The sequence below is a fragment of the Novosphingobium endophyticum genome (assembly GCF_014640675.1).
In the GTDB taxonomy this organism is placed as follows: Bacteria; Pseudomonadota; Alphaproteobacteria; order Sphingomonadales; family Sphingomonadaceae; genus Novosphingobium; species Novosphingobium endophyticum.
Map to the genome: position 1 here is coordinate 16,708 of NZ_BMHK01000023.1, position 21,463 is coordinate 38,170.

Genomic DNA, 21,463 nt, shown 5'->3' on the forward strand with positions numbered 1-21,463 from the left:
GACGACGAGGCTCGTTCAGTCCTCCGGCCCGATGATCATCCGGTCACCGTCGATGCGCACGCCCTGCAGCCTGGAAAGGAACGACTGGCCGAGCAGCGAGACGTCGAGCCCCTCCGGGATGATCGCGGCGTCGACGCTCGTCGCCTCGAACCCGCCGAGTTCGACGCGGTCGAGCGTCACCGGAACGCCATAGACCGTCCCGCTCGCCCCCCGGCCCACCGCGACGAGATCACCGTCGGTCCAGTAGAGGCCGATCGCCTCGGCATCGGCGCGCGTCAGGGCGATCATGCTGGCACCGGTATCGACCAGAAAGCGCGTCCGGTACGAATCGACGGTTGCCTCGGCGTAGAAATGGCCGTCGGGGCGGCGCTGGAGCACGGTTTCGCCACCAAGCCAGTTCTGGCGTTGCTGTTGCGGCTCGGATTCGATCGCCGCGCGTTTCGGCCCGGCGTCCGCGACATCGTCGCCTCCGGCCCTCAGGCCCGGCGCGATCCAGCCCGCGACCGCGACCGTTCCGATAACAAGGATGACAGGGCCTGCGCGCATAACCGGTACAGGCTATGCGCGAAATGCTGAGGCCCGGTTAAGATCGGATCTATTCCGCCGCCTGCGCCTGCCCGGCTTCGGCCGCCTCGATCTCCGCCGCCTTGGCTTCCACCAGCGCGACGATGTGATCGAGCATATCCGCGCTCTGCACGTGATGATCGGTCACGCCCGAGAGGTAGACCATGTGCTTGCCGTTGCCGCCGCCGGTAATGCCAATGTCGGTCTCGCGCGCTTCGCCGGGGCCATTGACGACGCAGCCCAGTACCGAGAGCGAGAGCGGGGTCTTGATGTGCGAGAGACGGGCCTCCAGCGCCTCCACGGTGCGGATCACATCGAAGCCCTGCCGCGCGCAGGACGGGCACGAGACCACGCGCACGCCGCGCGTCCTGAGGCCCAGCCCTTTCAAGATCTCGAAGCCGACGCGCACTTCCTCCTCGGGTTCGGCCGAGAGCGAGACGCGCAGGGTATCGCCGATACCCGCCCAGAGCAGATTGCCGATGCCGATCGCGCTCTTGACGGTGCCGCCGATCAGCCCGCCCGCCTCGGTGATGCCGAGGTGCAGCGGACAGTCCACCGCATCGGCCAGACCCTGATAGGCGGCGACCGCGAGGAATACGTCGCTGGCCTTCACCGCCACCTTGTATTCGTGGAAATCGTGGTCCTGCAGCAGCTTGATGTGATCGAGCGCGGATTCGACCAGAGCCTCGGGACAAGGCTCGCCGTACTTCTCCAGCAGATCGCGCTCGAGACTGCCGGCATTGACGCCGATGCGGATCGCGCAGCCATTGGCCTTGGCCGCGCGCACCACTTCGGCCACGCGCTCGTCCGAGCCGATATTGCCGGGATTGATCCGCAGGCAGGCCGCTCCCGCGTCGGCGGCTTCGAGCGCGCGCTTGTAGTGGAAATGGATGTCGGCGATCAGCGGCACCTGCGCGGCGCGCGCGATCTCGCGAAAAGCCGCCGTGCTCTCCACATCGGGGCACGAGACGCGAATCAGGTCGGCGCCGGCTTCCTCGCAGCGGCGGATCTGGTCGATCGTCGCCCTGGCGTCGGAGGTCGGCGTATTGGTCATGGTCTGCACGGTGATCGGCGCATCGCCGCCCACGGGCACATTGCCGACCATGATCTGGCGGCTCTTGCGGCGCTCGATATCGCGCCAGGGTCGAACTGAAGACATGGACGCCCTATAGGCGCTCAGCGCGACGGTTTGAAGCCGGATTGCGCGCAGGCCTCCTGCGGCCTTTTGCCCGGGGGCGATTTGCGGCATGCATTCGGCCATGCTTGAGGATTCCCAGACCGACGATTCCGAATCGGAGACCCTGCTGCTGTTCGGCCGCGTGCTCGACGGCCACGGAGGCGGCCGCGCGGTAAACTGGGACGAGGCCCGGGCGTGGCGGCCGGGCAAGCCGGGCGAAGTGCTCTGGGTGCATCTGTGCCGCAACCGGCCCGGCGCCGCCGAATGGCTGGACCGCTCTCTCGGCCTGCCCGAACCCACGGTCGAGCTGCTTACCGGCGAGGCCACCCGCCCGCGCGCCTTCCGCGAAGGCAACGCCATCGTCGCGACGCTGCGCGGGATCAACTTCAACCCCGGCGCCGAACCGGAGGACATGGTTTCGCTGCAGATCTGGTGCGACGGGCGCCGGCTCGTCACGCTGCGGCGCCGGCCGCTCCAGACCCCGCACGCGATCATGTGTGACGTGGATGCGGGCCAGGGTCCGGTGGACGCCGGTGCCGTGATCACGTCGCTGATCGAGCACATGATCGCGCGCATGAACAGCTCGATCGTCGACATGAACGAAGTGATCGACGTGCTGGAGGACGCCGATCCGGGCAACGACCCGGAAGCCATGCTCGACAAGATCGCGACGATCCGCCGCAACTGCCTGGCACTCAAGCGCCACATGTCGCCCCAGCACGAAGCGCTGGAACGGATCTCGCGCGACGCCCCGGACTGGTTCGAGGACCATGACAGGCGCGAGATTGCCGAGACCATCGACCGCCTGCGCCGCTATATCGACGACCTGGACATCAGCAAGGAAAGCGCCATGGTGCTGCAGGACGACCTGCGCGCCCGCGCCGTGGCCCGGTCGAACCGCACCAGCTATCTGTTGACGATCGTTGCCGCCATCTTCCTGCCGCTGACCTTCATCACCGGGCTGCTGGGCATCAATGTCGCCGGAATACCGGGTGCTGCCGATACAGACGCCTTCTGGATCGTCGTCGCCATGTGCGCCGGGATTCTCGTCATGCAGCTGGTCATGTTCTGGCGCTGGAAATGGTTCGGATAGATCAGGCCATCAGCCGGGCAAAAAGGCATTCCTCGTCGCGCTGCGCCCCGACCATGAAGTGAATGTCGGCGATCTTCCCGAACCCGTGGCGCGCGTAGAATTTCTGCGCGCCGAAATTACCGCTCCAGACCGAAAGCTGGACCTCGTCCGCGCCGAGATCGCGTGCCTCGTCCAGCGCCCAGCCCATCAACCGGGCGCCGATGCCCTGTCCGGTCGCGCCGGGATCGGTGTAGAGCTGCTTGAGTTCGATCACCTTGCGCCCGCGCGCATGTTCAGGCCAGCCGCAGTCCATCACAAGTTTGCAGAAGCCGAGCAGGTGATCGCCATCGACTGCCAGCATCACCCGCATCCGGGGGTCGGCGACCTCCTGCGCGACCCTCGCCGGGCTATGGTATTCGCCGAGGTACGCCGCCAGATCCTCGGGCCGATAAAGGTGGCCGAACTTCTCCGCGAAACTGCGAACACCCAGATCGGCGAGCGCCGGAGCATCGATCAGGGCGGCCGTCCTCAGTTCCATGCTACAGCTCGCGGGTCATGCACATCGAGAATTCGTCGGAAACGTAGTCACCGAAGGGCGGGCATTCGGTGAAGCCGTGCGCGCGATAGAGCCGCTGCGCGTCCGCGAATGCCTGGGGTCGCCCGGTTTCGAGGCTCACCCGCGAATAGCCGCGCTCGCGCGCCACGGCGAGCAGGTGGAGCAGGATCGCCTTGCCCACGCCCTTGCCGCGATACTCCGGCGCGGCGCGCATCGACTTGAGTTCGCCGTGGCCCTCGTCGAGGTGCTTGATCGCGCCGCAGCCGGCGAGACGTTCACCGTCCCACGCCGAGAAAAAGCTGACGTCGTCTTCGCGAAGGCGCTCCGCCGGCATGGCGTGGACCTTGCAGGCCGGCGACCACTTGTGCATCTCGTCGAGGTGCAACTGCAGCAGCGCCAGCACCTGCTCTCCGGCAAGGTCGTCCGGAACGATCCTCAGGTCCGCGATCATCGCCTGTCTCCTGAAAACTTGTCGGCCTTGCGCCGGCCCATGCGCATGCCCGCTTCCAGCCGCGCGCGGAGCTGGGTGTAGTAATCCTCCAGGAAAGCGCGCTCGTCGTTCCAGCCGTCGCTGCGGCCGATCTTGGCGGCGATCGTCTGATAGACCGATTCGATGGAATCGGGCCGCTTGTCGCGCAGGACGCGTTCGAGCGCCTGCAGCTCGTATTCGCCGTAGACGGACAGTTCGGCTTCATCGAACGTGTAGGCCGGCCGCTGCGCCAAGTTCGCCACCGACATCGCCGCCTCGAGCTTCTGGCGCGGGCGTTCGAGCACCCAGCTTCCCGCGATGATGTCGCCCGCGCGCAGCCCGTCGCGGTTGAACATCGGAAACAGCATGAAGATCAGGAACCAGCCCGTAGCCGCGAGCCATGCCGCGCCGCTGTCCGCTCCCGCCGAGGCGATGAACACAATCGGCAGGAACAGTTCGATGTCGCGCAGCAGGTTGCGGGCGATCACCATCTCCGCGGTCAGCCGCCCGCCGTCGCGCGCGGCGATGCGGATGCCGGCAAGGCGCTTGCCCGGTGTCGCACCGCGCGGCCCCAGCTCGAAAAACAGGAAGTAGGCGTTGCGGAACAGGAACATGATGACGATCCACAGGATCACCAGAAACTGCAACGCGTGGCCCGCCGCGCTCTTGCTGTCGACCTCGCGCAGCATCCCCGCGGTGCCACCGGCGATGTAGAGGAGCGCGAGAGTCGTACCGACGATCAGCAGGACGATGAAGGTGAGGTCGAGCATCAGCGCCCCGGCCCGCGCGCCCCGGCTGGCGACCGTTACCGGAACGGCAATTCCTTCCGGCGTGACGAGAATGCGCTCGCGCGAGGAACGGCGCAGGCGATTCGGGAGCGCGCTCATCCGGCATGGTCCCGGCCGGAGCGGCCCTGATTGCCGCGAAACGCGAAGAAATAGGCAAGCCAGGCCGCCAGCATGAAACCGCCGATCGCGAACCTGCCCGGCGTCTGGTCGACCAGCTGGCGGGCAAAGCCTTCGAGCAGGGCGGCGACGATCAGCATCAGCACGACACCCGTCATCACCAGCGCCGCGCGCCGTCCGGCCTCGGCGGTCGATTGCAGCACCGGCTTTTGCCCCGGAAAGGCGAGCGAGCGCCCGATATGCAGGCCCGCGGCGCCGGCCAGCAGGATCGCAAACAGTTCAGTGGTGCCGTGAACCGCCAGCCACCCCGCAAAGTCCGTCGCCAGCCCGGCGCCGTGGAAAAGCCACAACATGGCGCCGAGCGAGGCCATGTTGTGCACCAACAGCAGCAGCGATGGCACGCCCAGGGCAAAGCCCAGCGCGAAGGCGAGGATCGAAACCTGCGCATTGTTGCTGAAGAGCTGCGCGGCAAAGACGCTCATGCCGTTCTGCCCGGAATTGCCGAAAATGGTCGATCGCAGCGCCTCCGCCGTCGCGCCGGGCACACGTTCGCCGCTCATTCCGCCGGGGACGAGCGCGTAGAACCATTCGGGATCGTTCGCGACCAGCAGCCAGCCCACCACGGTTCCCGCCACCATCACCGCAAGGGCAATGAGGATATCGAACCAGATCGCCCGCACCGCCGCGCTCCAGCCGCCGCCCAGGAAACCGCGGAACCACTCCCACAGGCTGGTGCGCGGCCCGTAGACGACGAACCACGCGCGCTGCACCAGCGATTCGAGATAGGCCAGCGTCGCCGCGTCGAGCGAGGTTTCCCGCGCGATGGAAAGGCTGGAGGCGACCGTGCGATAGAGCCCCGGAAGCGCCAGCAAGTCCTCGTCCGAAATGCGCCTGAGCCGCCCTTTCTCCATGCGCGTGACGATGGCTTCGAGCCGCTGCCAGTCGGATTCGCGTTCGAGGCGGAACCGGTCCGAACGCAGCGCGGCGCTTTCTATGGCGCTGAAGCTGGCAGTCATCCGATCGCTCCGGTGCGCTTGATGGCGAGGTAGGCGTCGAGCAGGCGCGTGCCGATCTGATCGAACGGCGCCTCGACCACATCGACGCCGATCTGCTGCAGGCGCCGAGTGACGAGCGCGCGCTGGCGCAGCAGGAGATCGGCGGAGACCGCCATCGACAGCGTTTCGAGATCGCCGGGTTGCTCGGCCGAGATTTGCTCCAGCTCCTCGTCCTCCATCGTCACGAAGAGGACGACGTGGCGCGAAACGAGGCGGCCGATGCTCTCGATCATCAGTTCGGCGCTGGTCGGGTCGGAAAAGTCGCTGAACACCACGATCAGCGAGCGTCGCTGCAGACGATTGGCCAGCGTTGCCAGCGCCAGCGTGAAATTGGGCTCCTCCGCGCGGTATTCGAGCCCGGCGGCGGCGCGTTGCAGGCGGTGAAAATCACGCGGCGCGGCGATGAAGGGCGTCGATACCTCGGGGTGCGAGGCGAAGCCGAACAATGCCACCCGGTCCCCGCCCTTGAGCGCGACATAGGCCGTGGCAAGCGCCGACGAGACCGCGCGGTCGAGCCGGGGCATGCCCGCGATCGGCTCGCACATCGCCTGGCCGCAATCGAAAGCGAAAACGATCTGGTTGTTGCGCTCGGTCTCGTATTCCTTGGCATAGAGATGGGCGTGGCGAGCCGAGGCTTTCCAGTCGATGCGGCGGCGGTCCATTCCCGGCTCGTACTCGGCAAGCGATTCGAACTGCGTGCCCTCCCCCCGGATGCGCCGGGCGATGAGACCGTATTGCGCGTCCTTGAGGAAGGTCTGCAGCGCCGGCGAACGCACGGCGGCGATGTTCGGCCAGACGCGCACTTCTTCGCCAAGATCGCCGACCAGTTGCCGCGCGCCGAGGCCGAGCGGCCCGGTCCAACGCAACCAGGCACGCGTGACGCGCCCGGTGCCGCGCCGCGAGGGGCGGAACGGGCTGGCCGCGCGCCATTCGCCCTCGCCGCGTTCCAGGCGGAACGTGCAGCGTCCGCCCGGCACAAGTCGGGGATCGCATTCCAAGGCAATCTCCACGCCCGAAGGCCATCCCGCCCCCAGCGCGGCCTGCGCGGTGAACCGCGCCTCCGCCCCCACTTCGACATCGCCCGGAACGGCGACCTGCAAATCATCCAGCCGCCCCGCCAGCAGCGCGTCGACGAATATGAGCGCCAGCACGGCGAGCCCCAGCAGCGGCGCGGCGACCCATGCGTCCGGCCGCGTCGCCCCGATCACCAGCGCGGCCGGCGCCGCCAGCACCAGCAGCACAGCGGCGCGCGTGGTCGGAACGATCGGGGATAGACGGGTGCCCATCAGTCAGCGCGGCGCCTCCGTCTGCTCCACGAGCTGCGCGACCAGCGCCTCGACCTGCTTGCCCTCGATTTCCGCCGCCGGGCTCAGCAGCAGGCGGTGGCGAAGCACGGCGGTGGCGAGTGCCTTGACGTCGTCGGGCACGACGTAATCGCGCCCGTCCAGCGCGGCGCGGGCGCGCGCGGCGCCGGCGAGCAATACCGCCGCGCGCGGGCTGGCGCCGCAGGACAGATCGGGGCTCTCCCGCGTCGCGCGCACAATCCGCACGACGTAGTCGGTCACGCTCTCGGCCAGCGTCACGGCCGCCACTGCGCGCGCGGCGGCATCGAGCATCCGGGGCGAGGCCACGGCTTCGATACCGAGATCCGCCGGCGACGGCGCCCCGCGATTCGCGCCGTAGCGGCCAACGATGCGCATCTCCTCCTCGATGCTGGGGTAGTCGACCAGCAACTTGAACAGGAACCGGTCGAGCTGCGCCTCGGGCAGCGGATAGACGCCCTGGCTCTCGATCGGGTTCTGCGTCGCGACCACCATGAACTGCGCGGACAGCGGGTGCGCCGAACCGTCGAGCGTGACGCGGCGTTCCTGCATGGCCTCCAACAGAGCCGCCTGGGTCTTGGGCGGAGTGCGGTTGATTTCGTCGGCGAGCAGCAGGTCGCAGAAGATCGGGCCGTGAGTCAGCGTGAACTGGCTGGTCTGGAAGTTGAACAGGTTGGACCCGAGAATGTCGCCCGGCATCAGGTCGGGCGTAAACTGGATGCGCCCGAAATCGAGCCCGAGCGTTGCCGCAAAGCACTGCGCGAGGAAGGTCTTTGCGGTTCCCGGCGGTCCTTCGAGCAGCACATGCCCGCGCGCCATCAGCGCGATCAGCAGGTGCTCGACGGTCCCGGTCTGGCCGATGATGGCCTTGGCAACCTCACCGCGTATGGCATCGGCGAGCGTCGCGACGTCGGTCAGGCTGAGGGTATCGGATTGGGTCATCGGGCAAGCATCCTTTCGAGCGCGTGGAGATCGCGCGCGGCTTTCAGGAGATCGTGGGGTTTGCGCGCCTGCCGGAGGCGCGCGACAATCATCGAAAAGGGTTCGGCGTCCGGATCGCGCGATGCGAGCGCGCGGTCGATCGCGGCCTCGGCATGCGCCGTATCGAGATGGCGCGGCAGCCCCAGCCCCCGCGCCAGCCGTTCGCGCGCGCGGTCGCTGTAGGGGCCGGCCATCAGATGCAGACGCCCGCTACGCCGGAGGAAGCTTCCCGCGTTGGCGACCAGCGCGCGCTTTCCGAAAGCAATGGCGCGTGCGCTCGCGAGCGGCGGGCCGAAGCGCAGGAACGCGCGCCAACCGACGATCAGCGCCGCCAGCAGCAGGCACAGGGTCGCCGCCAGGAACGGCGGCGTGAAAGCCAGCGTGAGCAGATTGTCCGTCTGGCCAAAACCGTTCAGCGTCATGTCGAAGATGACAGGCTCCCCGGCCCCGATCCCGCTGGCGCGCACCAGCTTCTCGGCCAGACGCGCGCTTTCCAGGCTGGCCATGCCATAATTGTCGAGCAGGTCGGGCTCGAAAACGATGATCAGCGGGTAGAGATCCTCGTCCTCGATCTCGGTCTGCATCGGCTCGACCGCCAGATCCTCGAGCATGGGATAATGCCCGCCATCGTCAAGCAGCGCCGCCAGAATGCGCCCGTCCGGCCCGGCGACCAGCGGGGCCAGGCGATCGCCCTTGCCGGAAAGCACCTGCTCGCGTGCGGGCAGAGTGCCGGTCAGCCCCATGCCGTGCCAGCGGGCCGGCGACCCTTCCTTCCCCACGGGCTCGATGCTGACGCTGACATCGTCCAGAAAGCCCGGCCAGTTCGGTCCCATCGCTCCGACAATGCGGACCCAGCCCTTCTTCGCCCCGGTCTGCTCGCGCGCGGGCGGCGCGGCCATCCACTTCGGCGTTATGACCATGGTCGCCCCGGTATAGCGCCTCGCGCTGACGATCTTCTCGATAGCCTCGCCATCGGCATGGGCCGGCGGGGTCAGGACCAGCAGTCCCGGCTTGTCGAGCGCGCCTTCGTTCTTCGCCTTGCGCACCGGGAAGCCGCGCCGCTCCAGGTAATCGGCCATCGCCGCATAGCCGTTGAGGCCCTTGCCCCCGGCGTGGGCCTGGCCATCGTTTGTCGAGCCGATGCCGTTGCCGGTCCCGATCATCCACAGCAGCGCCACGAACAGCAAGACGCCGATCAGGACGATCGCCAGCACCGCCCGCCGCGAGAAGGGATTGGCGCCAACGGGGATGGCGACGGCGGGAATGGCGGCGGCGGTCACGCGCGCAGCTCGATGCGGGCGAAGTCCGCGTAGGCGGCACGGGCAACGGCCCAATCCCGGGCGTCGAGATCGCGCAGCGCGAAAAGGCATCGCTCCACGCGCTCGGCAATCGCCCCGAAAGCACGGCGTCCGCCCTCCGGCAGCATCGGCAGCACCGCGATCTCCCGCGCGGTGTTTGCGGGAATCAGCCAGTCGGGCCGGGCATCGCTTATCTGACGGACGCTGCGCCGGAGCAGGAGATGCACCGCCTCGCCGAAACGCCCTTCGGCCGCGAGCCGGTCAGCATCCTCCAGCAGGGCAGCCGCATCGGCCCTGCTGGGAGTCCAGACTTCTGCCCCGGCCGCCTCGCCCCGGTTGCGCCACTTGTCGAGCAGCGGCTCGAGCAGGCGCCAGAGCACGAAAAGCACCAGCAATGCCGCAAGCCCTATCAGCACATACTGGAATATCGGCCAGGACATCCCGAGCAACCGCCCGATAGGCTCGAATATCGCCTCCAGCGCCCTGCCGAGCACGCGCAGCCAGTCCGGCACCGCCGGCATCTCGACCTTGACCGGCGGGAGCGGCTTGTACTGGATGTCGGCGGCCGCGCGAACGGTCTCCCAGTCGCTCGCAGCGTCCCGGGCGGCAGTTGCACCCGCAATCTGAGCCCCACCAACCGTCACGCCGGCCTGATTGGCATGCCGCGCTGGCCCGCGCAAGCGGGTGGCGCGATGAATGTCTTGTAATCCTTGCGGTAAATCCGAAGGATCAGCATCCCCCTCAGCCGCGCGGACGCGCCTGGCGGTAAGTCCCCAGCGGCCGCACGTACTTGCAGTGGAAGGCAAGCTCCTGAAGGGCCATGTCAACGCGCGGATCGCCCGGAGCGCCTTCGATGTCGGCGTAGAACGTGGTCGCCGCGAAGCTCGCGCCGATCTGATAGCTTTCCAGCTTGGTCATATTGACGCCGTTGGTCGCGAAGCCGCCGAGCGCCTTGTAGAGCGCCGCGGCCACGTTCTTCACCTCGAAGATAAACGTCGTCATCGTCGGCTGTCCCTGCAGCAGGAACGGATCGAGCGGCTCCTTGGCCAGCACGACGAAGCGCGTCGTATTGTCGGCCGCATCCTCGACGTTCTCCTCGATCACCTTGAGACCATAGAGTTCGGCCGCAAGCTTCGGCGCGATCGCGCAGGCGGCGGGATCGCCCTGCTCGCGCACGAAGGCGGCGGCACCGGCGGTATCGGCGTAGGACATCGGCACGATCCCGCGCTCGCGCAGGTAATGCCGGGATTGCCCCAGCGCCTGAGGATGGCTGTAGGCGGCGGTGAACGGCCCCTCACCCAGTCCCATCAGGGCATGATGGATCGACATGAAATGCTCGCCTACGATCGACAGGCCGCTCTCGGGCAGCAGGAAATGGATGTCGGCCACGCGGCCATGCTGCGAATTTTCGATCGGGATGATCGCCCGCTCGGCTTTCTTTTCCTTCACCGCGTCGAGCGCGTCCTCAAAGGAAAAGCACGGCAGCGGCAGGCAGCCGGGATCGTATTCAAGCGCGGCGCGGTGCCCGTTGCAGCCGGGCGCGCCCTGCAGGGCCATGGCGCGCGACGGATTCGTCGCCGCCGCGGCCTCCATCTCGGCCACCAGGGCGAGAGCGGGTTCGGGAAAGGAGTGCATGATGTCAGCGCGATTAGGCCGCAACCGCGATATCCGCAATGGCTCTTGCGCTCCGCCACACCCGACACTAGAGCGCAGCGCAACTTAAAGCGCTAAATTCACCGGCGGGGCAATCTCGAATGGATGATCGTTTCAACACCATTGCAGGCTGGACGCTGTTCGCGGGCATCGTTGGCCTTGGGCTGAACACCGTCAGCTCGCACTATTTCCAGGCCAACAAGCCGCATCGTCCGGAGACGATGGGCTATGCGATCGAAGGCGTCGCGGAGGAAGGCGAAGGCGTCGGCGGCGTTCCGCTCGCCACCCTGCTCGCCACCGCCGATGTTGCAAAGGGCGAAGCGGCTTTCGCCAAGTGCCAGTCGTGCCACACGATCAATGCTGGCGGAGCCAACGGAATCGGTCCGAACCTGCATGGCGTCATGGGCGAAGGCATCGGCACGGGCGTCGCCGGATTTGCTTTCTCCGACGCGCTGAAGAGCGTCGGCGGCACCTGGACCTTCGAGAAGATGGACGAGTGGCTGAAGAGCCCCAAGGCCTTTGCTCCCGGCACCAAGATGACCTTTGCCGGCCTTTCGAAGCCGGAAGACCGCGCCAACATCCTCGCCTTTCTCAACGCACAGGGTTCGAACCTGCCGCTGCCCGCGCCGCCTGCGGCCGACGAGGCCCCCGCCGAGGGTGATGACGGCGCCGCTGCGGCGGAAGGCGAAGCCGCCGGTGACGCGGCGGCCGCTCCCGCCGCCGACGAGACGGCTCCGGCCGAGTAATCCGCGCTTTCCGGTGCCGGCACAGGCCGGCGCGACGCGGCCCGCAGGCATTACGCCAGCGGGCCGTTTTCGTCTGCCGTGGGGGTCAGTGCCGTTCCTTGAAGCCCTTTGCGATCACGTACCACTCGGAGGAGTCCTTGCGGCTTGCCGGAGGCTTGGCGTGCTTGACGCTCGAGAAGTGGCGCTTGAGCAGGGCCAGCAGCTCCGTATCGGTCCCTCCCGCCAGGACCTTGGCGACGAAAATGCCGCCCGGCGCGAGCGTCTGGATCGCGAAATCGGCCGCGGTTTCCACCAGGCCCATGGTCCGCAGGTGGTCGGTCTGCTTGTGGCCGACGGTATTGGCGGCCATGTCCGAAAGGACCAGATCGGGAGGGCCGTCCAGCGCCCCTTCGAGCGCCGCCGGAGCCTCGTCGGCCATGAAGTCCATCTCGAAGATGGTAACGCCTTCGATGGGGTCAGTCGGCAGCAGGTCGATCCCTACGACTTTCGCCCCGGGGCATTTGAGCCGCAGCACCTGGCTCCACCCGCCCGGCGCGATCCCCAGGTCGACCGCGCGGGTGACGCCCTTGAACAGCGAGAATCTCTCGTCGAGCTCGATCAGCTTGTAGGCGGCCCGGCTGCGATAGCCGTCCGCCTTCGCCTTCTTCACATAAGGGTCGTTGAGCTGGCGCTGCAACCAGCGCGCCGAACTGGTCGAGCGCTTTTTCGCGCTGCGCAGCTTCTCCCCGGGATCGCGGCCGGACCGGCTCATCGGCCGCGGCCCACGGGCTGCGCGACATCGCCATGCCGAGGCACGCAGGCCGAGCGTGCCGGCACATCGCCGCGCGGAACGCCGCCGGCGCAGCCGTCTCCAGGGCGATGCGAGGCGATCAGGCTGCGCAGGATTCCTTCGCGAATGCCGCGATCGGCCACGCCCAGCCGCGCCGCCGGCCAGAGATCGAGAATCGCCTCGAGAATCGCGCAGCCCGCGACGACAAGGTCGGCGCGCTCGCGCCCGATACAGTTCAGTTCGCGCCGTTCCTCGATCGACATCGCGGAAAGCCGCGTGCTGATCTCGCGCATCGATTCAGCGGGGACGATCAGACCATCGACCATACGGCGGTCGTATTGCGGAAGTTCGAGATGCAGGCTCGCCAGCGTGGTGACCGTGCCGCTCGTACCCAGCAGGCGCGGCGCGCCATGGCCCGCGGCAGCCTGGCGGGCGGGCGCGATCCGCGCGGAAAACGCGGAAAAGCTGTCGGAGACGAGCCGCCGCATATGCCGGTAACGCTCCAGCCGCTCCGCCTGGCCTTCGCCTTCCGAGCCGCAACTTTCACTGAGCGAAACGACCCCCCAGGGCACGCTCTGCCAGTCAAGGATACGCGGCACGGTATCGGTGCTCTCGATCAGAACCAGCTCGGTCGAGCCGCCGCCGATGTCGAAGATCATTGCCGGCCCCGGGCCATCCTCCAGCAGGACGTGACACCCCAGCACGGCCAGCCGCGCCTCTTCGCGCGCGCTGATGATGTCGAGCGCGATTCCCGTTTCCTCCCGCACGCGTTCGATGAATTCCGATCCGTTCGCGGCGCGGCGGCAGGCCTCTGTCGCAACGGAACGCGCGAGCAACACGTTGCGCCGCCTCAGCTTTTCCGCGCAGACGTGCAGCGCCGCCAGCGTGCGCTCCATCGCGTCATCGGAGAGCCGCCCGGATTGCGCCAGCCCTTCCCCGAGGCGGACCACGCGGCTGAAGGCATCGATCACCGTGAAGTTTTCGCCCGACGGGCGGGCGATCAGCAGCCGGCAGTTATTCGTGCCCAGGTCGATCGCCGCGTAGGACTTGCGATATCCGAGCCCACGCGTCGCGCCCGGCCGGGGTTCCGATGCTTCGGGGCCCGACTGATCCGCCGCGGACTGTTGCCCCGCTTTTCCGTTATCGTTCGTCGTCTCGCGCGGCGCTGCTCCCGTCACGGGGGGACTGGCGTCCTTGCGGCACGCCTCCCCCTCGGCCGTGCCGGCGACGTGCGAGCGTGACCTGCCCGTTCGTCCCTTGCGCCGCCTGCTTCGGCGGCTCGACACCTTGACTTTCGCGGCCGGCGGATTGTGCTCCGCCATTTCTCAAATCTCGTTCATATCTTCCCGCCGGCTGGCGGGCACCTGACCCCGATGCTAACCTGCCGCGACGAAAGGGGCAAGAGAGCTGCCCCCAAGCCGTCTTGACCCGAATCGCAACGACTACTAGAGGGCGCCTCTCATTGCCCCGTCGTCTAATGGTAAGACTACGGATTCTGATTCCGTCTATCGAGGTTCGAATCCTCGCGGGGCATCCAATTTCCAAATAAAAATGACGCTATACCAGTCGCTTATGATCTGGTGATGCGAGCTTTCCCCGAAAACGCCCCCACATTGCCACGGCCGAGCAACTCTTCGCTCGGGATGGCTATATCGGCGCCATGCTCGGGCGGAAGCGAAAGCAGGACAAGGATCGCGACACCGCCGGTTCCGACCCGTTGGGCGCCCAGTTGAGCGGAAGCTTGGGTTGGAACGCACGCCACGCCGCTCTAATTCTGCCGGGAAGGGCAGGGCGAACTGGGTGAGGGTATCAAAGTCAATTTGATAATTGCGCCTCGCGGCCCGCGCCCCTTTCGCTGAACCAGATCATCACGCTTTGACTGAACGGAGTCCATTGCCCGATTTCGACACCGATCTTGCGCAGTTGCTCTCCCGTCCATTCGTTGCAGGTTCGGACGAAATTGTAGTGCCCGGTCGATTCGTAGAACACGTCGGCAGGCCCATAACCCTCGATCGGCTGCGGCCGACCGTTCCTGTCGAGCTGGAACTGGCTTTCAATCTGCCGTGACAACTGCCTGTATTGTTCCTCGCTGATGACAAGCGGGCGCAGGTTCGGCCCTGGCTTCGGGCTATGGATGTAATCGACGTGAAGCAATGTGCGCCGGCCATAGAACAGGGCCTTCAAAACCGTCAGCGGATCCGTTTCGGCCCATGTAGGGGTGTCGAGGTAGAAATCGCGCTCCCCCCAACCGAAAAGGAGATGGCTGGACGCGGCGTAGCGCGGGTCCACAAAATGCTCTGCCTTGACCAGATGTCGCCAATCCTGAATGCCGTTCATGGCAGGAACGAGAACGCCTGTATGGACGGCACCGGTATAAACGAAGATCCGAACTCCGTGATCCGGCTCCTCCCAGTCGCCATTAGCGGGCAGCAGCGATCCGGCCAGTGCCGCTGCCAGATACGCCAGCACCAGGCACAGAATCGCCGCCAATATGCGAGCCAATCCGCGGCCTGCAGATCTGGCTGCCTTCGCGAGGTGTCTGCTCCGTGCCATGCTCGAAGGATCCATGGAGAAACGCTACAACGGATGAACCGAGAAGCAAAACCGGGAGCCGGTTCGGGACTCCCCGAACCTGCAAGCATGTTGATACCAGTCATTGCCCCTCGGCACCTTTCTCTCTCGGAACCGACCCTCGTATCGCTGTTCGCGCCCTGCCTTTTGGCGGACTGATGCCTTCCTGGTCAGGATCATTCATGTGTCCGGCCTCTGTTTGCGCGGCGGGGCATCGCTGAGATCAGCAAACGTCGGCAACGCTTGGGGAAACGCTTCCGGATCAGTTCGCGTCCCGGGGGAACGATAACCTGTTCACAGTGTTTGAATGGATGAGCGGTTCGAGACGGTATGTCGAACGAGCCGCCCCGGAGGTGCCGAACTCCGGTTTCGCCCCTCTAACGCAGGAGCTTCAATGTGTATGGATGGGCATTCACGCTCGCAGTAATCGCCCTCATAGCGGCCATCCTCGGTTTTGGCGGGCTAGCCGGCGCACTTGCCGATATCGCCTTGATCATCTTCGTCATCGCTTTGATCGGAACCATCATCTTCTTCGTGCTCGGATGGAAGGCGGCGAAGAAGATAATCGATTGATGGGAGCCCGGCCCGGTTATGCAACCGGCACGTTCGCTCAGGTGCTGTTCCTGATCGGGCACCCCTTTCCGATCGATGTGCGTAGAAGCGGCAAGCTGGGAGTCAACTCAAGGAGGTTAGGCGAATGTCGACAATGTGCAAACTGTTCGCGATGATTACAGCGGGGCTTTTCATGCTCGCAGGCACTGCTTGCAATACCGTGCAGGGGGTAGGCGAAGACATAGAATCGGTCGGAAAGGCAGGAGAGGATGCTATTTAGGTAGGCTCGGCCCGCGCGTGCTCGACGAGTGCAATCGGCAGCGCAGTCGACCACTTCCAATCCAACGGTGGATCGGCAGGTTCGCCCCAAAATGCAGATCCTCAGTGCCTGATGGTCCGGCCGAAAGTGTCGCCCGTCTTTCGACAGTTATCCTCCATCCAGGAGGCCGAAGTTGAGCGCGCGGACGACCCAGTCCGAACCCGCGCCTGTCCTCGAGGCGCGCCACGCGATCGCGCTTTGCGTGGGGGTCGTCGTCGGCGCAGGCATATTCCGTACGCCAGCGCTGGTGGCGGCCAACTCGCCTGGCGACGCCGAATTCCTCGGTGTCTGGCTGATCGGGGGCCTTATCTCGATCGTTGGCGCCCTGTGCTATGCGGAGCTCGCCTCCACCTATCCGCATGCGGGCGGTGATTACCACTACCTGGAACGAGCATATGGACACCGGCTCGCCTTCCTATACGGCTGGGCACGGCTAACGGTTATCCAGACAGGCTCTCTCGCACTTCTGGCGTATATATTCGCCGACTACCTTACCGCGCTCTGGCCACTCGGCGACGGCGCCGCTCCCATCTGTGCCGCAGCATTGGTCGTTGCCCTCACCGGCCTGAACTGGCTCGGGGTTCAGGCCGGGGCGAGCACCCAACTCTGGCTCACCGGCCTGGAAATCGTCGGGCTCTCCCTTGTGATCGTCGCTGGGTTCGTCTTCGCGCCAGAAGCCGTTTCAGAAACGGCAATCCCATCGGAGGGGTCGCTCGGTCTCGTGCTGGTCTTTGTCCTGCTCACTTTTGGCGGCTGGAGCGAAATCGTCTACGTTTCCGCCGAACTGCGAGGGAGCCGGCAGCGAATTGCCGCAGTGATGATCGCAAGCCTCGTTATCGTCACGGCTCTCTACCTGCTCGTGAACTGGGCCTATCTTCGCGCGCTCGGCCTCGGCGGCATTGCCGGCTCAGATGCCGTTGCTACTGAGCTGATGGGCGGAACCTTCGGTCGGCCCGGCGCGGTGCTGATAAGCCTGCTGGTGGCGGTTGCGGCGCTGACCTCGGCGAATGCCACCGCCATCACCGGGGCGCGCACCGCCTATGCCCTGGGGCAGGCGATGCCGCGCCTTCGCTGGCTTGGCCGATGGGACGGCCAGCGCCGAACGCCGGGGAACGCGCTGATCGCACAGGGCGGCATTGCGCTGCTGCTGGTGCTGGCCGCGGCATCAGGCCGTGATGAGTTCGGCCTGCTCGTCGAATTTACCGCGCCCGTGTTCTGGGGCTTCCTGCTTCTTGTCGGTTTCGCGCAGATCCTGCTTCGGCACCGACACCCGGACATCGAGCGGCCGTTTCGGACACCGTGGTATCCGCTTCTGCCTGCGCTATTCTGTGCAACCAATGCCTACCTTCTATATTCGAGTCTCATGCACACTGGCGCGAGCGCGCTGTTGGGCCTGGCGGTCGTCGGGACGGGAGCGCTGCTCCTTCCCTTCCTGGACTCGAGAAAAAGGAGATAACGCGATGAAAGCCTTGGCAACGGCATCGCTGGCGGTTGGTCTTGCGCTTGGCGGCTGCGCGGAAACCGGCGCGCGCTCCGATGTGGAGGAGATGACTCGCGAACCGGACATCCATTACGTACCGACACCGCAGCCCGTGGTCGAGGCCATGCTCGAGCTTGCCAAAGTGGGCGCAAACGATGTTCTTTACGATCTCGGTTCCGGGGATGGCCGCATTCCGATCACGGCCGCCAAGATATACGGCACACGCGGGGTCGGGATCGACATCGATCCCGAGCGGATTTCCGAGGCTCGCCGAAACGCCCGCGAGGCAGGGGTGGAGCATCTGGTGACCTTCAGGCAGGAAGACCTCTTCACCGCCGACATCGGCGAAGCCAGTGTGGTGACGCTCTACCTCCTCGATACGCTGAACATGAAGCTGCGGTCCAAGCTCCTACAAGACCTCGAAACCGGTACGCGGGTCGTCAGCCATGCCTTCTCGATGGGAGATTGGGAACCGGAGGCCACCCAGACGATCGACGGAGCGAAGATCTACAAATGGACGGTGCGCCAGAATTTCATTCCAGGCGTGGATTAAGGCCTGTGGACATTTATCGGAGTGCGATTTTGAGCGCTGCAAGATTGATCATGGCGCGGTAGTCAACGGATCCCTGCGCGATGAGCTGCTCAATGAGGAACTGTTCGACAGCCTGGCCGATGCCCGGCGGAAGTTGGCCATCTGGCGCTACGATTACAACAATGTTCGGCCCCACTCATCGCTGGGGAACCGAACGCCTGCACAAGCGCGTCGGACGTTCGTGCAGGACGAAAGCATCACGCCCGACGCGCTTGTGCAGGCGAGCGTGCCGGAATATTCAACCGCAAGACTCTCGTTATGATCGAGGGACCGCCGGGGGGCAGGTCACCGGCCAATGCGCGAAACACCAGAACTTCTGTCTCACGCCGCGCCGATTATCCTATTATACTACTCCTTTCCGGCTGACACCTCTCCCGGCCGCCTGCGTCTCCTGGCTCTTGTCCTGGACGAAGTCAGACAATGCCGCCCTCCGCGATTAACGACGCGCAACAAACGATATATGGAGACAAATCCAGCGAAAGGATTCAAATATCCGAAGGAGATTCAAAAGTGCGCGACATTCTGTTGCAAGCCAGTACCTATCCCGAGCCTACCCCCAACTGGGCGCTGGACAAGGTCGCAGAATTGGCGAGACGCCTGGAAGCCAAAGCCTCACTAGGCGTTTGCCAGGTGCACATTCCTCCGAGGTCCAATTGGCTGGCGAACAAGCTTTTGAGCATCGACGGCATGATCGCCGGCGAGAATAAGAAGAGCGCTGCGAATGCAGAGACATTGGCAAACTCATTTAAATCAACAATTCCGGAAAATCTGCTTGGCGAATGCATCGTGATCGATTGTCCCGGCATGGTCACCCATTGGCGGCTCGCGGTGCGGGCAAGAACCCATGATCTCTCCGTCGTACCTGTCTATGGACATGCCGAGGCGATCCCGGTCGCGGAGGGACTCGTTTTTGAAAGCGGCCGTCCTGTCCTCTTGCTGCCCAAGGCGACCGAGGTGAAGTTCGAGAGGATCGCGGTTGCCTGGGACGGCAGTAGCGTTGCCACGCGAGCGCTATCCGACTCCGTGCCGCTGTTGCGTCGGGCAGATTCCGTGACGCTTGTTCAAATCACGGGCGAAAAGGATCTTTCAAGGGCCGCGACTTCGTCCGACGCGATCCGCAATCTGAAGCTTCACGGCATCGATGCAGCGGCGGTGGACGTACCGGTTGAAGGCAAGGACGCGGCAGCGACACTCCAGAACTACTGCATTCAAGATCGCCGCGACCTGCTTGTCATGGGAGCCTTTGGACACTCACGAGCCCGCGAATTTGTCCTTGGCGGCGTGACACGGTCCATCCTTGATTCGCCCGAGCTTGCAATCTTCATCTCGCATTGACCGTCAAAAGGTCGACGGTAGCGGGACATCAACGACGCTCCGCAGGCGCGCGGGATCTTGGTTACAAAGTGTTCCCCGGAACAAAGCGCACTGCTCCTGCGCTCAGGCGACTATTCAGCCTCCTGTGGGCTTCCGCACAACCATCGTGTCGGATGTCACACATCAAAGGACAGCCTCCACCATGCTTCCGAAGACTGCTTTGGAAAAGCCGCTACGACCGTGGGTGCAGAGCACGACGAGATCTGCGCCAAGCTTGTGCGTGATGGCGTTGATCATCTAGGTTGAGGCGGCCGGTTCGTGCCAGCGCCACGGGCGGCGTTGGCAGCAGCGGTCCTATGCGGACCGCGCGACGCATTGGAAAACGGATGCACCACTCACCGCTTATAGCCACTATCGTAGCTGGCCTGGTGGTCGCCTTCCTGATGGGGGCGCTCGCCCATCGTCTCAAGGTTTCGCCGATCGCGGGTTACCTCCTGGCGGGCGTCATCGTCGGTCCTTTCACGCCGGGCTTCGTTGCCGATACCGGCCTCGCGAATCAATTGGCCGAAATCGGCGTCATCCTGCTCATGTTCGGCGTCGGCCTGCATTTTTCGCTGCGGGATCTCCTGTCGGTCCGAAACATCGCCATACCCGGCGCGCTCGTGCAGATCGGGGTTGCCACCCTGATGGGAATGGGGCTGGCATGGTTCCTCGGATGGGGCATCCTCGCCGGCTTCGTTTTCGGCCTGGCCCTGTCGGTAGCGAGTACCGTGGTCCTTCTCCGCGCACTCCAGGCCCGCAATCTTGTACAGACTGAACGCGGACGGATCGCGGTTGGCTGGCTGATTGTCGAAGACCTCGCGATGGTCCTGGCGCTGGTCCTGCTGCCCGCAATTGCGAACATTGTGAATGGCACGACCGAAGGCGGCGGCGTGTCGTCGCTTGTTGCGCCGCTCGCCGGCACCTTCTTCAAGGTCGCGGGCTTCATGGTCCTCATGCTGCTGGTGGGACGCCGTGTGATTCCGGCCGCGCTCCATTGGGTGGCCCACACCGGATCGCGCGAACTGTTCCGGCTGGCCGTGCTCGCGATAGCTCTGGGGGTAGCGTTCGGCGCGGCCTTTGTGTTCGACGTCTCTTTCGCGCTCGGCGCCTTCTTCGCGGGCATGATCCTGGGCGAAACCCCGCTCAGCCGCCGCGCAACCGAGGAGACGCTGCCGCTTCGCGATGCGTTCGCGGTCCTGTTCTTCGTCTCGGTGGGAATGCTGTTCGATCCGATGGTTGTGATTGAACAGCCACTGCCCCTTTTGGCGACCGTCGCAATCATTCTTCTGGGCAAATCCATCGCCGCCTATCTGATCGTTCGAGCGTTCGGCCATTCAGGAATGAAGGCGCTGACGGTGGCGGCCAGTCTTGCGCAGATTGGCGAGTTCTCGTTCATTCTCGCTGCGCTGGGCACGCAACTTGGCATGTTGCCGGCTGCCGGCCGTGATTTGATCCTTGCGGGCGCAATCATTTCAATCTTCGCCAACCCCTTCATTTTTTCGCTGATCGTAAGTCGACTGGAAGAAGCACCCGTGGAGGATGAGACCCCGCAGCCGACCGAGGCCAGGGGCCATGTGATCCTGATCGGTTACGGCCGGGTCGGCCGCCTCATTGCGAAAGAACTGCGCGGTCGCGGCAGGCCATTCATCATTATCGAGGACCAGATGGACATGGCGCGGCAAGCTGAGGCGGATGGGCTCGACGTCCTGCCGGGTAACGCGCTCGATCCGCGAACCTTGGAGGCGGCAGGAATCGGAGAAGCCGGCACGCTGCTGCTCGCCATTCCGGAGGGATTTGAGGCAGGGGCCATTTTCCAGCACGCCCGCGATCTCAACCCCCATCTCCGGGTCATCGCGCGTGCCCATTCCCACGCCGAGGTCGAGCATCTCGAGCGCCTGGGCCTACCCGACATCGTCTTGGGAGAGCGCGAGATTGCCGTTCGCATGCTGAGCCTTGCAGCCGAAAACCGCCGTATCACGCCGTTACGGCCAGCAAAGGGCTGAAACGTGATCACGGTGCCGTATCC

Annotated in this window: 23 protein-coding genes, 1 tRNA gene and 1 pseudogene; 10 read left to right on the plus strand and 15 right to left on the minus strand. The window is 65.3% G+C overall.

Annotated features, from left to right (window positions below; genetic code table 11):
* Nucleotides 1-15: 15 nt before the first annotated feature.
* Nucleotides 16-546, minus strand: coding sequence for a retropepsin-like aspartic protease family protein (locus tag IEX32_RS14865; protein ID WP_188772337.1), 531 nt, complete (start codon nucleotides 544-546; stop codon nucleotides 16-18).
* A gap of 49 nt (nucleotides 547-595) precedes the next feature.
* Nucleotides 596-1,723, minus strand: a complete 1,128-nt coding sequence (gene ispG / locus IEX32_RS14870; RefSeq protein ID WP_188772338.1) for a flavodoxin-dependent (E)-4-hydroxy-3-methylbut-2-enyl-diphosphate synthase — start codon at nucleotides 1,721-1,723, stop codon at nucleotides 596-598.
* Between the two features lie 100 nt (nucleotides 1,724-1,823).
* Here ispG and IEX32_RS14875 point away from each other — a divergent pair, with 100 nt between their 5' ends.
* Nucleotides 1,824-2,834 (plus strand): zinc transporter ZntB, encoded by a 1,011-nt coding sequence (locus IEX32_RS14875; protein WP_188772339.1) that lies wholly within the window; start codon nucleotides 1,824-1,826, stop codon nucleotides 2,832-2,834.
* Nucleotide 2,835: 1 nt separating this feature from the next.
* On the opposite strand, the gene IEX32_RS14880 is transcribed toward IEX32_RS14875, so the two are convergent.
* The 9 genes from IEX32_RS14880 to IEX32_RS14920 all read right to left on the minus strand — a co-directional run bounded on the left by IEX32_RS14880 (nucleotide 2,836) and on the right by IEX32_RS14920 (nucleotide 11,034).
* A complete protein-coding gene (locus IEX32_RS14880) occupies nucleotides 2,836-3,351 on the minus strand; it encodes a GNAT family N-acetyltransferase (protein ID WP_188772340.1) in 516 nt (171 codons plus the stop codon).
* 1 nt (nucleotide 3,352) lies between these two features.
* Nucleotides 3,353-3,820, minus strand: coding sequence for a GNAT family N-acetyltransferase (locus IEX32_RS14885; RefSeq protein ID WP_188772341.1), 468 nt, complete (start codon nucleotides 3,818-3,820; stop codon nucleotides 3,353-3,355).
* Nucleotides 3,817-4,725 (minus strand): RDD family protein, encoded by a 909-nt coding sequence (locus IEX32_RS14890; protein WP_188772342.1) that lies wholly within the window; start codon nucleotides 4,723-4,725, stop codon nucleotides 3,817-3,819. Before IEX32_RS14890 ends, IEX32_RS14885 begins: the two co-directional genes overlap by 4 nt.
* Nucleotides 4,722-5,759 carry a stage II sporulation protein M gene (locus IEX32_RS14895; RefSeq protein ID WP_188772343.1) on the minus strand — a complete coding sequence of 346 codons (1,038 nt, stop codon included), beginning with the start codon at nucleotides 5,757-5,759 and terminating at the stop codon, nucleotides 4,722-4,724. Before IEX32_RS14895 ends, IEX32_RS14890 begins: the two co-directional genes overlap by 4 nt.
* Nucleotides 5,756-7,084, minus strand: a complete 1,329-nt coding sequence (locus IEX32_RS14900; protein WP_188772344.1) for a DUF58 domain-containing protein — start codon at nucleotides 7,082-7,084, stop codon at nucleotides 5,756-5,758. Before IEX32_RS14900 ends, IEX32_RS14895 begins: the two co-directional genes overlap by 4 nt.
* Nucleotides 7,085-7,087: 3 nt before the next feature.
* Nucleotides 7,088-8,062: an AAA family ATPase gene (locus tag IEX32_RS14905; protein WP_188772345.1), complete on the minus strand. Its 975-nt coding sequence runs from the start codon at nucleotides 8,060-8,062 to the stop codon at nucleotides 7,088-7,090.
* Complete coding sequence (locus IEX32_RS14910; protein ID WP_188772346.1) at nucleotides 8,059-9,381, minus strand: DUF4350 domain-containing protein; 1,323 nt, start codon at nucleotides 9,379-9,381, stop codon at nucleotides 8,059-8,061. The genes IEX32_RS14905 and IEX32_RS14910 overlap by 4 nt, the downstream gene beginning before the upstream one ends.
* Entirely contained in the window at nucleotides 9,378-10,043 is a 666-nt protein-coding gene (locus IEX32_RS14915; RefSeq protein WP_229736392.1) for a hypothetical protein, read from the minus strand. Before IEX32_RS14915 ends, IEX32_RS14910 begins: the two co-directional genes overlap by 4 nt.
* Nucleotides 10,044-10,140: 97 nt before the next feature.
* On the minus strand, nucleotides 10,141-11,034 hold the full coding sequence (locus IEX32_RS14920; RefSeq protein ID WP_188772348.1) for a prephenate dehydratase: 894 nt from the start codon (nucleotides 11,032-11,034) through the stop codon (nucleotides 10,141-10,143).
* 119 nt (nucleotides 11,035-11,153) lie between these two features.
* Here IEX32_RS14920 and IEX32_RS14925 point away from each other — a divergent pair, with 119 nt between their 5' ends.
* Nucleotides 11,154-11,798 (plus strand): c-type cytochrome, encoded by a 645-nt coding sequence (locus IEX32_RS14925; protein WP_188772349.1) that lies wholly within the window; start codon nucleotides 11,154-11,156, stop codon nucleotides 11,796-11,798.
* Nucleotides 11,799-11,883: 85 nt separating this feature from the next.
* Here IEX32_RS14925 and IEX32_RS14930 read toward each other — a convergent pair whose 3' ends face one another.
* On the minus strand, nucleotides 11,884-12,549 hold the full coding sequence (locus tag IEX32_RS14930) for an RlmE family RNA methyltransferase (protein WP_188772350.1): 666 nt from the start codon (nucleotides 12,547-12,549) through the stop codon (nucleotides 11,884-11,886).
* Nucleotides 12,546-13,889 carry a Ppx/GppA phosphatase family protein gene (locus IEX32_RS14935; RefSeq protein WP_188772351.1) on the minus strand — a complete coding sequence of 448 codons (1,344 nt, stop codon included), beginning with the start codon at nucleotides 13,887-13,889 and terminating at the stop codon, nucleotides 12,546-12,548. The genes IEX32_RS14930 and IEX32_RS14935 overlap by 4 nt, the downstream gene beginning before the upstream one ends.
* 141 nt (nucleotides 13,890-14,030) lie before the next feature.
* Here IEX32_RS14935 and IEX32_RS14940 point away from each other — a divergent pair.
* A tRNA-Gln gene (locus tag IEX32_RS14940) sits at nucleotides 14,031-14,104 on the plus strand.
* A 278-nt stretch (nucleotides 14,105-14,382) separates the two neighbouring features.
* Here the strand turns inward: IEX32_RS14940 and IEX32_RS14945 are convergent.
* Entirely contained in the window at nucleotides 14,383-15,057 is a 675-nt protein-coding gene (locus IEX32_RS14945) for a TIGR02117 family protein (protein ID WP_188772352.1), read from the minus strand.
* Between the two features lie 477 nt (nucleotides 15,058-15,534).
* Between IEX32_RS14945 and IEX32_RS14950 the strand changes: the two genes are divergently transcribed.
* The 6 genes and pseudogenes from IEX32_RS14950 to IEX32_RS14975 all read left to right on the plus strand — a co-directional run bounded on the left by IEX32_RS14950 (nucleotide 15,535) and on the right by IEX32_RS14975 (nucleotide 19,416).
* Nucleotides 15,535-15,711, plus strand: coding sequence for a DUF1328 domain-containing protein (locus IEX32_RS14950; protein ID WP_188772353.1), 177 nt, complete (start codon nucleotides 15,535-15,537; stop codon nucleotides 15,709-15,711).
* Nucleotides 15,712-15,862: 151 nt separating this feature from the next.
* Nucleotides 15,863-15,970: an entericidin A/B family lipoprotein gene (locus IEX32_RS14955; RefSeq protein WP_229736395.1), complete on the plus strand. Its 108-nt coding sequence runs from the start codon at nucleotides 15,863-15,865 to the stop codon at nucleotides 15,968-15,970.
* Nucleotides 15,971-16,142: 172 nt separating this feature from the next.
* Complete coding sequence (locus tag IEX32_RS14960) at nucleotides 16,143-17,465, plus strand: APC family permease (protein WP_188772355.1); 1,323 nt, start codon at nucleotides 16,143-16,145, stop codon at nucleotides 17,463-17,465.
* A 4-nt stretch (nucleotides 17,466-17,469) separates the two neighbouring features.
* Nucleotides 17,470-18,042 (plus strand): SAM-dependent methyltransferase, encoded by a 573-nt coding sequence (locus IEX32_RS14965; protein ID WP_188772356.1) that lies wholly within the window; start codon nucleotides 17,470-17,472, stop codon nucleotides 18,040-18,042.
* Nucleotides 18,043-18,106: 64 nt separating this feature from the next.
* Nucleotides 18,107-18,343 (plus strand): annotated as a pseudogene (locus IEX32_RS20720) (integrase core domain-containing protein); the annotation flags it as partial.
* 248 nt (nucleotides 18,344-18,591) lie between these two features.
* Nucleotides 18,592-19,416, plus strand: a complete 825-nt coding sequence (locus tag IEX32_RS14975) for a universal stress protein (RefSeq protein ID WP_229736393.1) — start codon at nucleotides 18,592-18,594, stop codon at nucleotides 19,414-19,416.
* A gap of 162 nt (nucleotides 19,417-19,578) precedes the next feature.
* Here IEX32_RS14975 and IEX32_RS20945 read toward each other — a convergent pair whose 3' ends face one another.
* Nucleotides 19,579-19,692 (minus strand): universal stress protein, encoded by a 114-nt coding sequence (locus tag IEX32_RS20945; RefSeq protein ID WP_188772358.1) that lies wholly within the window; start codon nucleotides 19,690-19,692, stop codon nucleotides 19,579-19,581.
* 89 nt (nucleotides 19,693-19,781) lie between these two features.
* Here IEX32_RS20945 and IEX32_RS14985 point away from each other — a divergent pair, with 89 nt between their 5' ends.
* Nucleotides 19,782-21,440, plus strand: coding sequence for a cation:proton antiporter domain-containing protein (locus tag IEX32_RS14985; RefSeq protein ID WP_188772359.1), 1,659 nt, complete (start codon nucleotides 19,782-19,784; stop codon nucleotides 21,438-21,440).
* The last annotated feature ends 23 nt before the right edge of the window (nucleotides 21,441-21,463 follow it).

Bases quoted from the DNA above. Each gene is read 5' to 3' on its own strand.
- IEX32_RS14935 (WP_188772351.1), bottom strand. From the start codon at position 13,889: ATGGCGGAGCACAATCCGCCGGCCGCGAAAGTCAAGGTGTCGAGCCGC.
- IEX32_RS14920 (WP_188772348.1), bottom strand. From the start codon at position 11,034: ATGCACTCCTTTCCCGAACCCGCTCTCGCCCTGGTGGCCGAGATGGAG.
- IEX32_RS14875 (WP_188772339.1), top strand. From the start codon at position 1,824: ATGCTTGAGGATTCCCAGACCGACGATTCCGAATCGGAGACCCTGCTG.
- IEX32_RS14900 (WP_188772344.1), bottom strand. From the start codon at position 7,084: ATGGGCACCCGTCTATCCCCGATCGTTCCGACCACGCGCGCCGCTGTG.
- IEX32_RS14965 (WP_188772356.1), top strand. From the start codon at position 17,470: ATGAAAGCCTTGGCAACGGCATCGCTGGCGGTTGGTCTTGCGCTTGGC.
- IEX32_RS14885 (WP_188772341.1), bottom strand. From the start codon at position 3,820: ATGATCGCGGACCTGAGGATCGTTCCGGACGACCTTGCCGGAGAGCAG.
- IEX32_RS20945 (WP_188772358.1), bottom strand. From the start codon at position 19,692: ATGATCAACGCCATCACGCACAAGCTTGGCGCAGATCTCGTCGTGCTC.
- IEX32_RS14880 (WP_188772340.1), bottom strand. From the start codon at position 3,351: ATGGAACTGAGGACGGCCGCCCTGATCGATGCTCCGGCGCTCGCCGAT.
- ispG (WP_188772338.1), bottom strand. From the start codon at position 1,723: ATGTCTTCAGTTCGACCCTGGCGCGATATCGAGCGCCGCAAGAGCCGC.
- IEX32_RS14930 (WP_188772350.1), bottom strand. From the start codon at position 12,549: ATGAGCCGGTCCGGCCGCGATCCCGGGGAGAAGCTGCGCAGCGCGAAA.
- IEX32_RS14925 (WP_188772349.1), top strand. From the start codon at position 11,154: ATGGATGATCGTTTCAACACCATTGCAGGCTGGACGCTGTTCGCGGGC.
- IEX32_RS14895 (WP_188772343.1), bottom strand. From the start codon at position 5,759: ATGACTGCCAGCTTCAGCGCCATAGAAAGCGCCGCGCTGCGTTCGGAC.
- IEX32_RS14865 (WP_188772337.1), bottom strand. From the start codon at position 546: ATGCGCGCAGGCCCTGTCATCCTTGTTATCGGAACGGTCGCGGTCGCG.
- IEX32_RS14985 (WP_188772359.1), top strand. From the start codon at position 19,782: ATGCACCACTCACCGCTTATAGCCACTATCGTAGCTGGCCTGGTGGTC.
- IEX32_RS14890 (WP_188772342.1), bottom strand. From the start codon at position 4,725: ATGAGCGCGCTCCCGAATCGCCTGCGCCGTTCCTCGCGCGAGCGCATT.
- IEX32_RS14905 (WP_188772345.1), bottom strand. From the start codon at position 8,062: ATGACCCAATCCGATACCCTCAGCCTGACCGACGTCGCGACGCTCGCC.
- IEX32_RS14955 (WP_229736395.1), top strand. From the start codon at position 15,863: ATGATTACAGCGGGGCTTTTCATGCTCGCAGGCACTGCTTGCAATACC.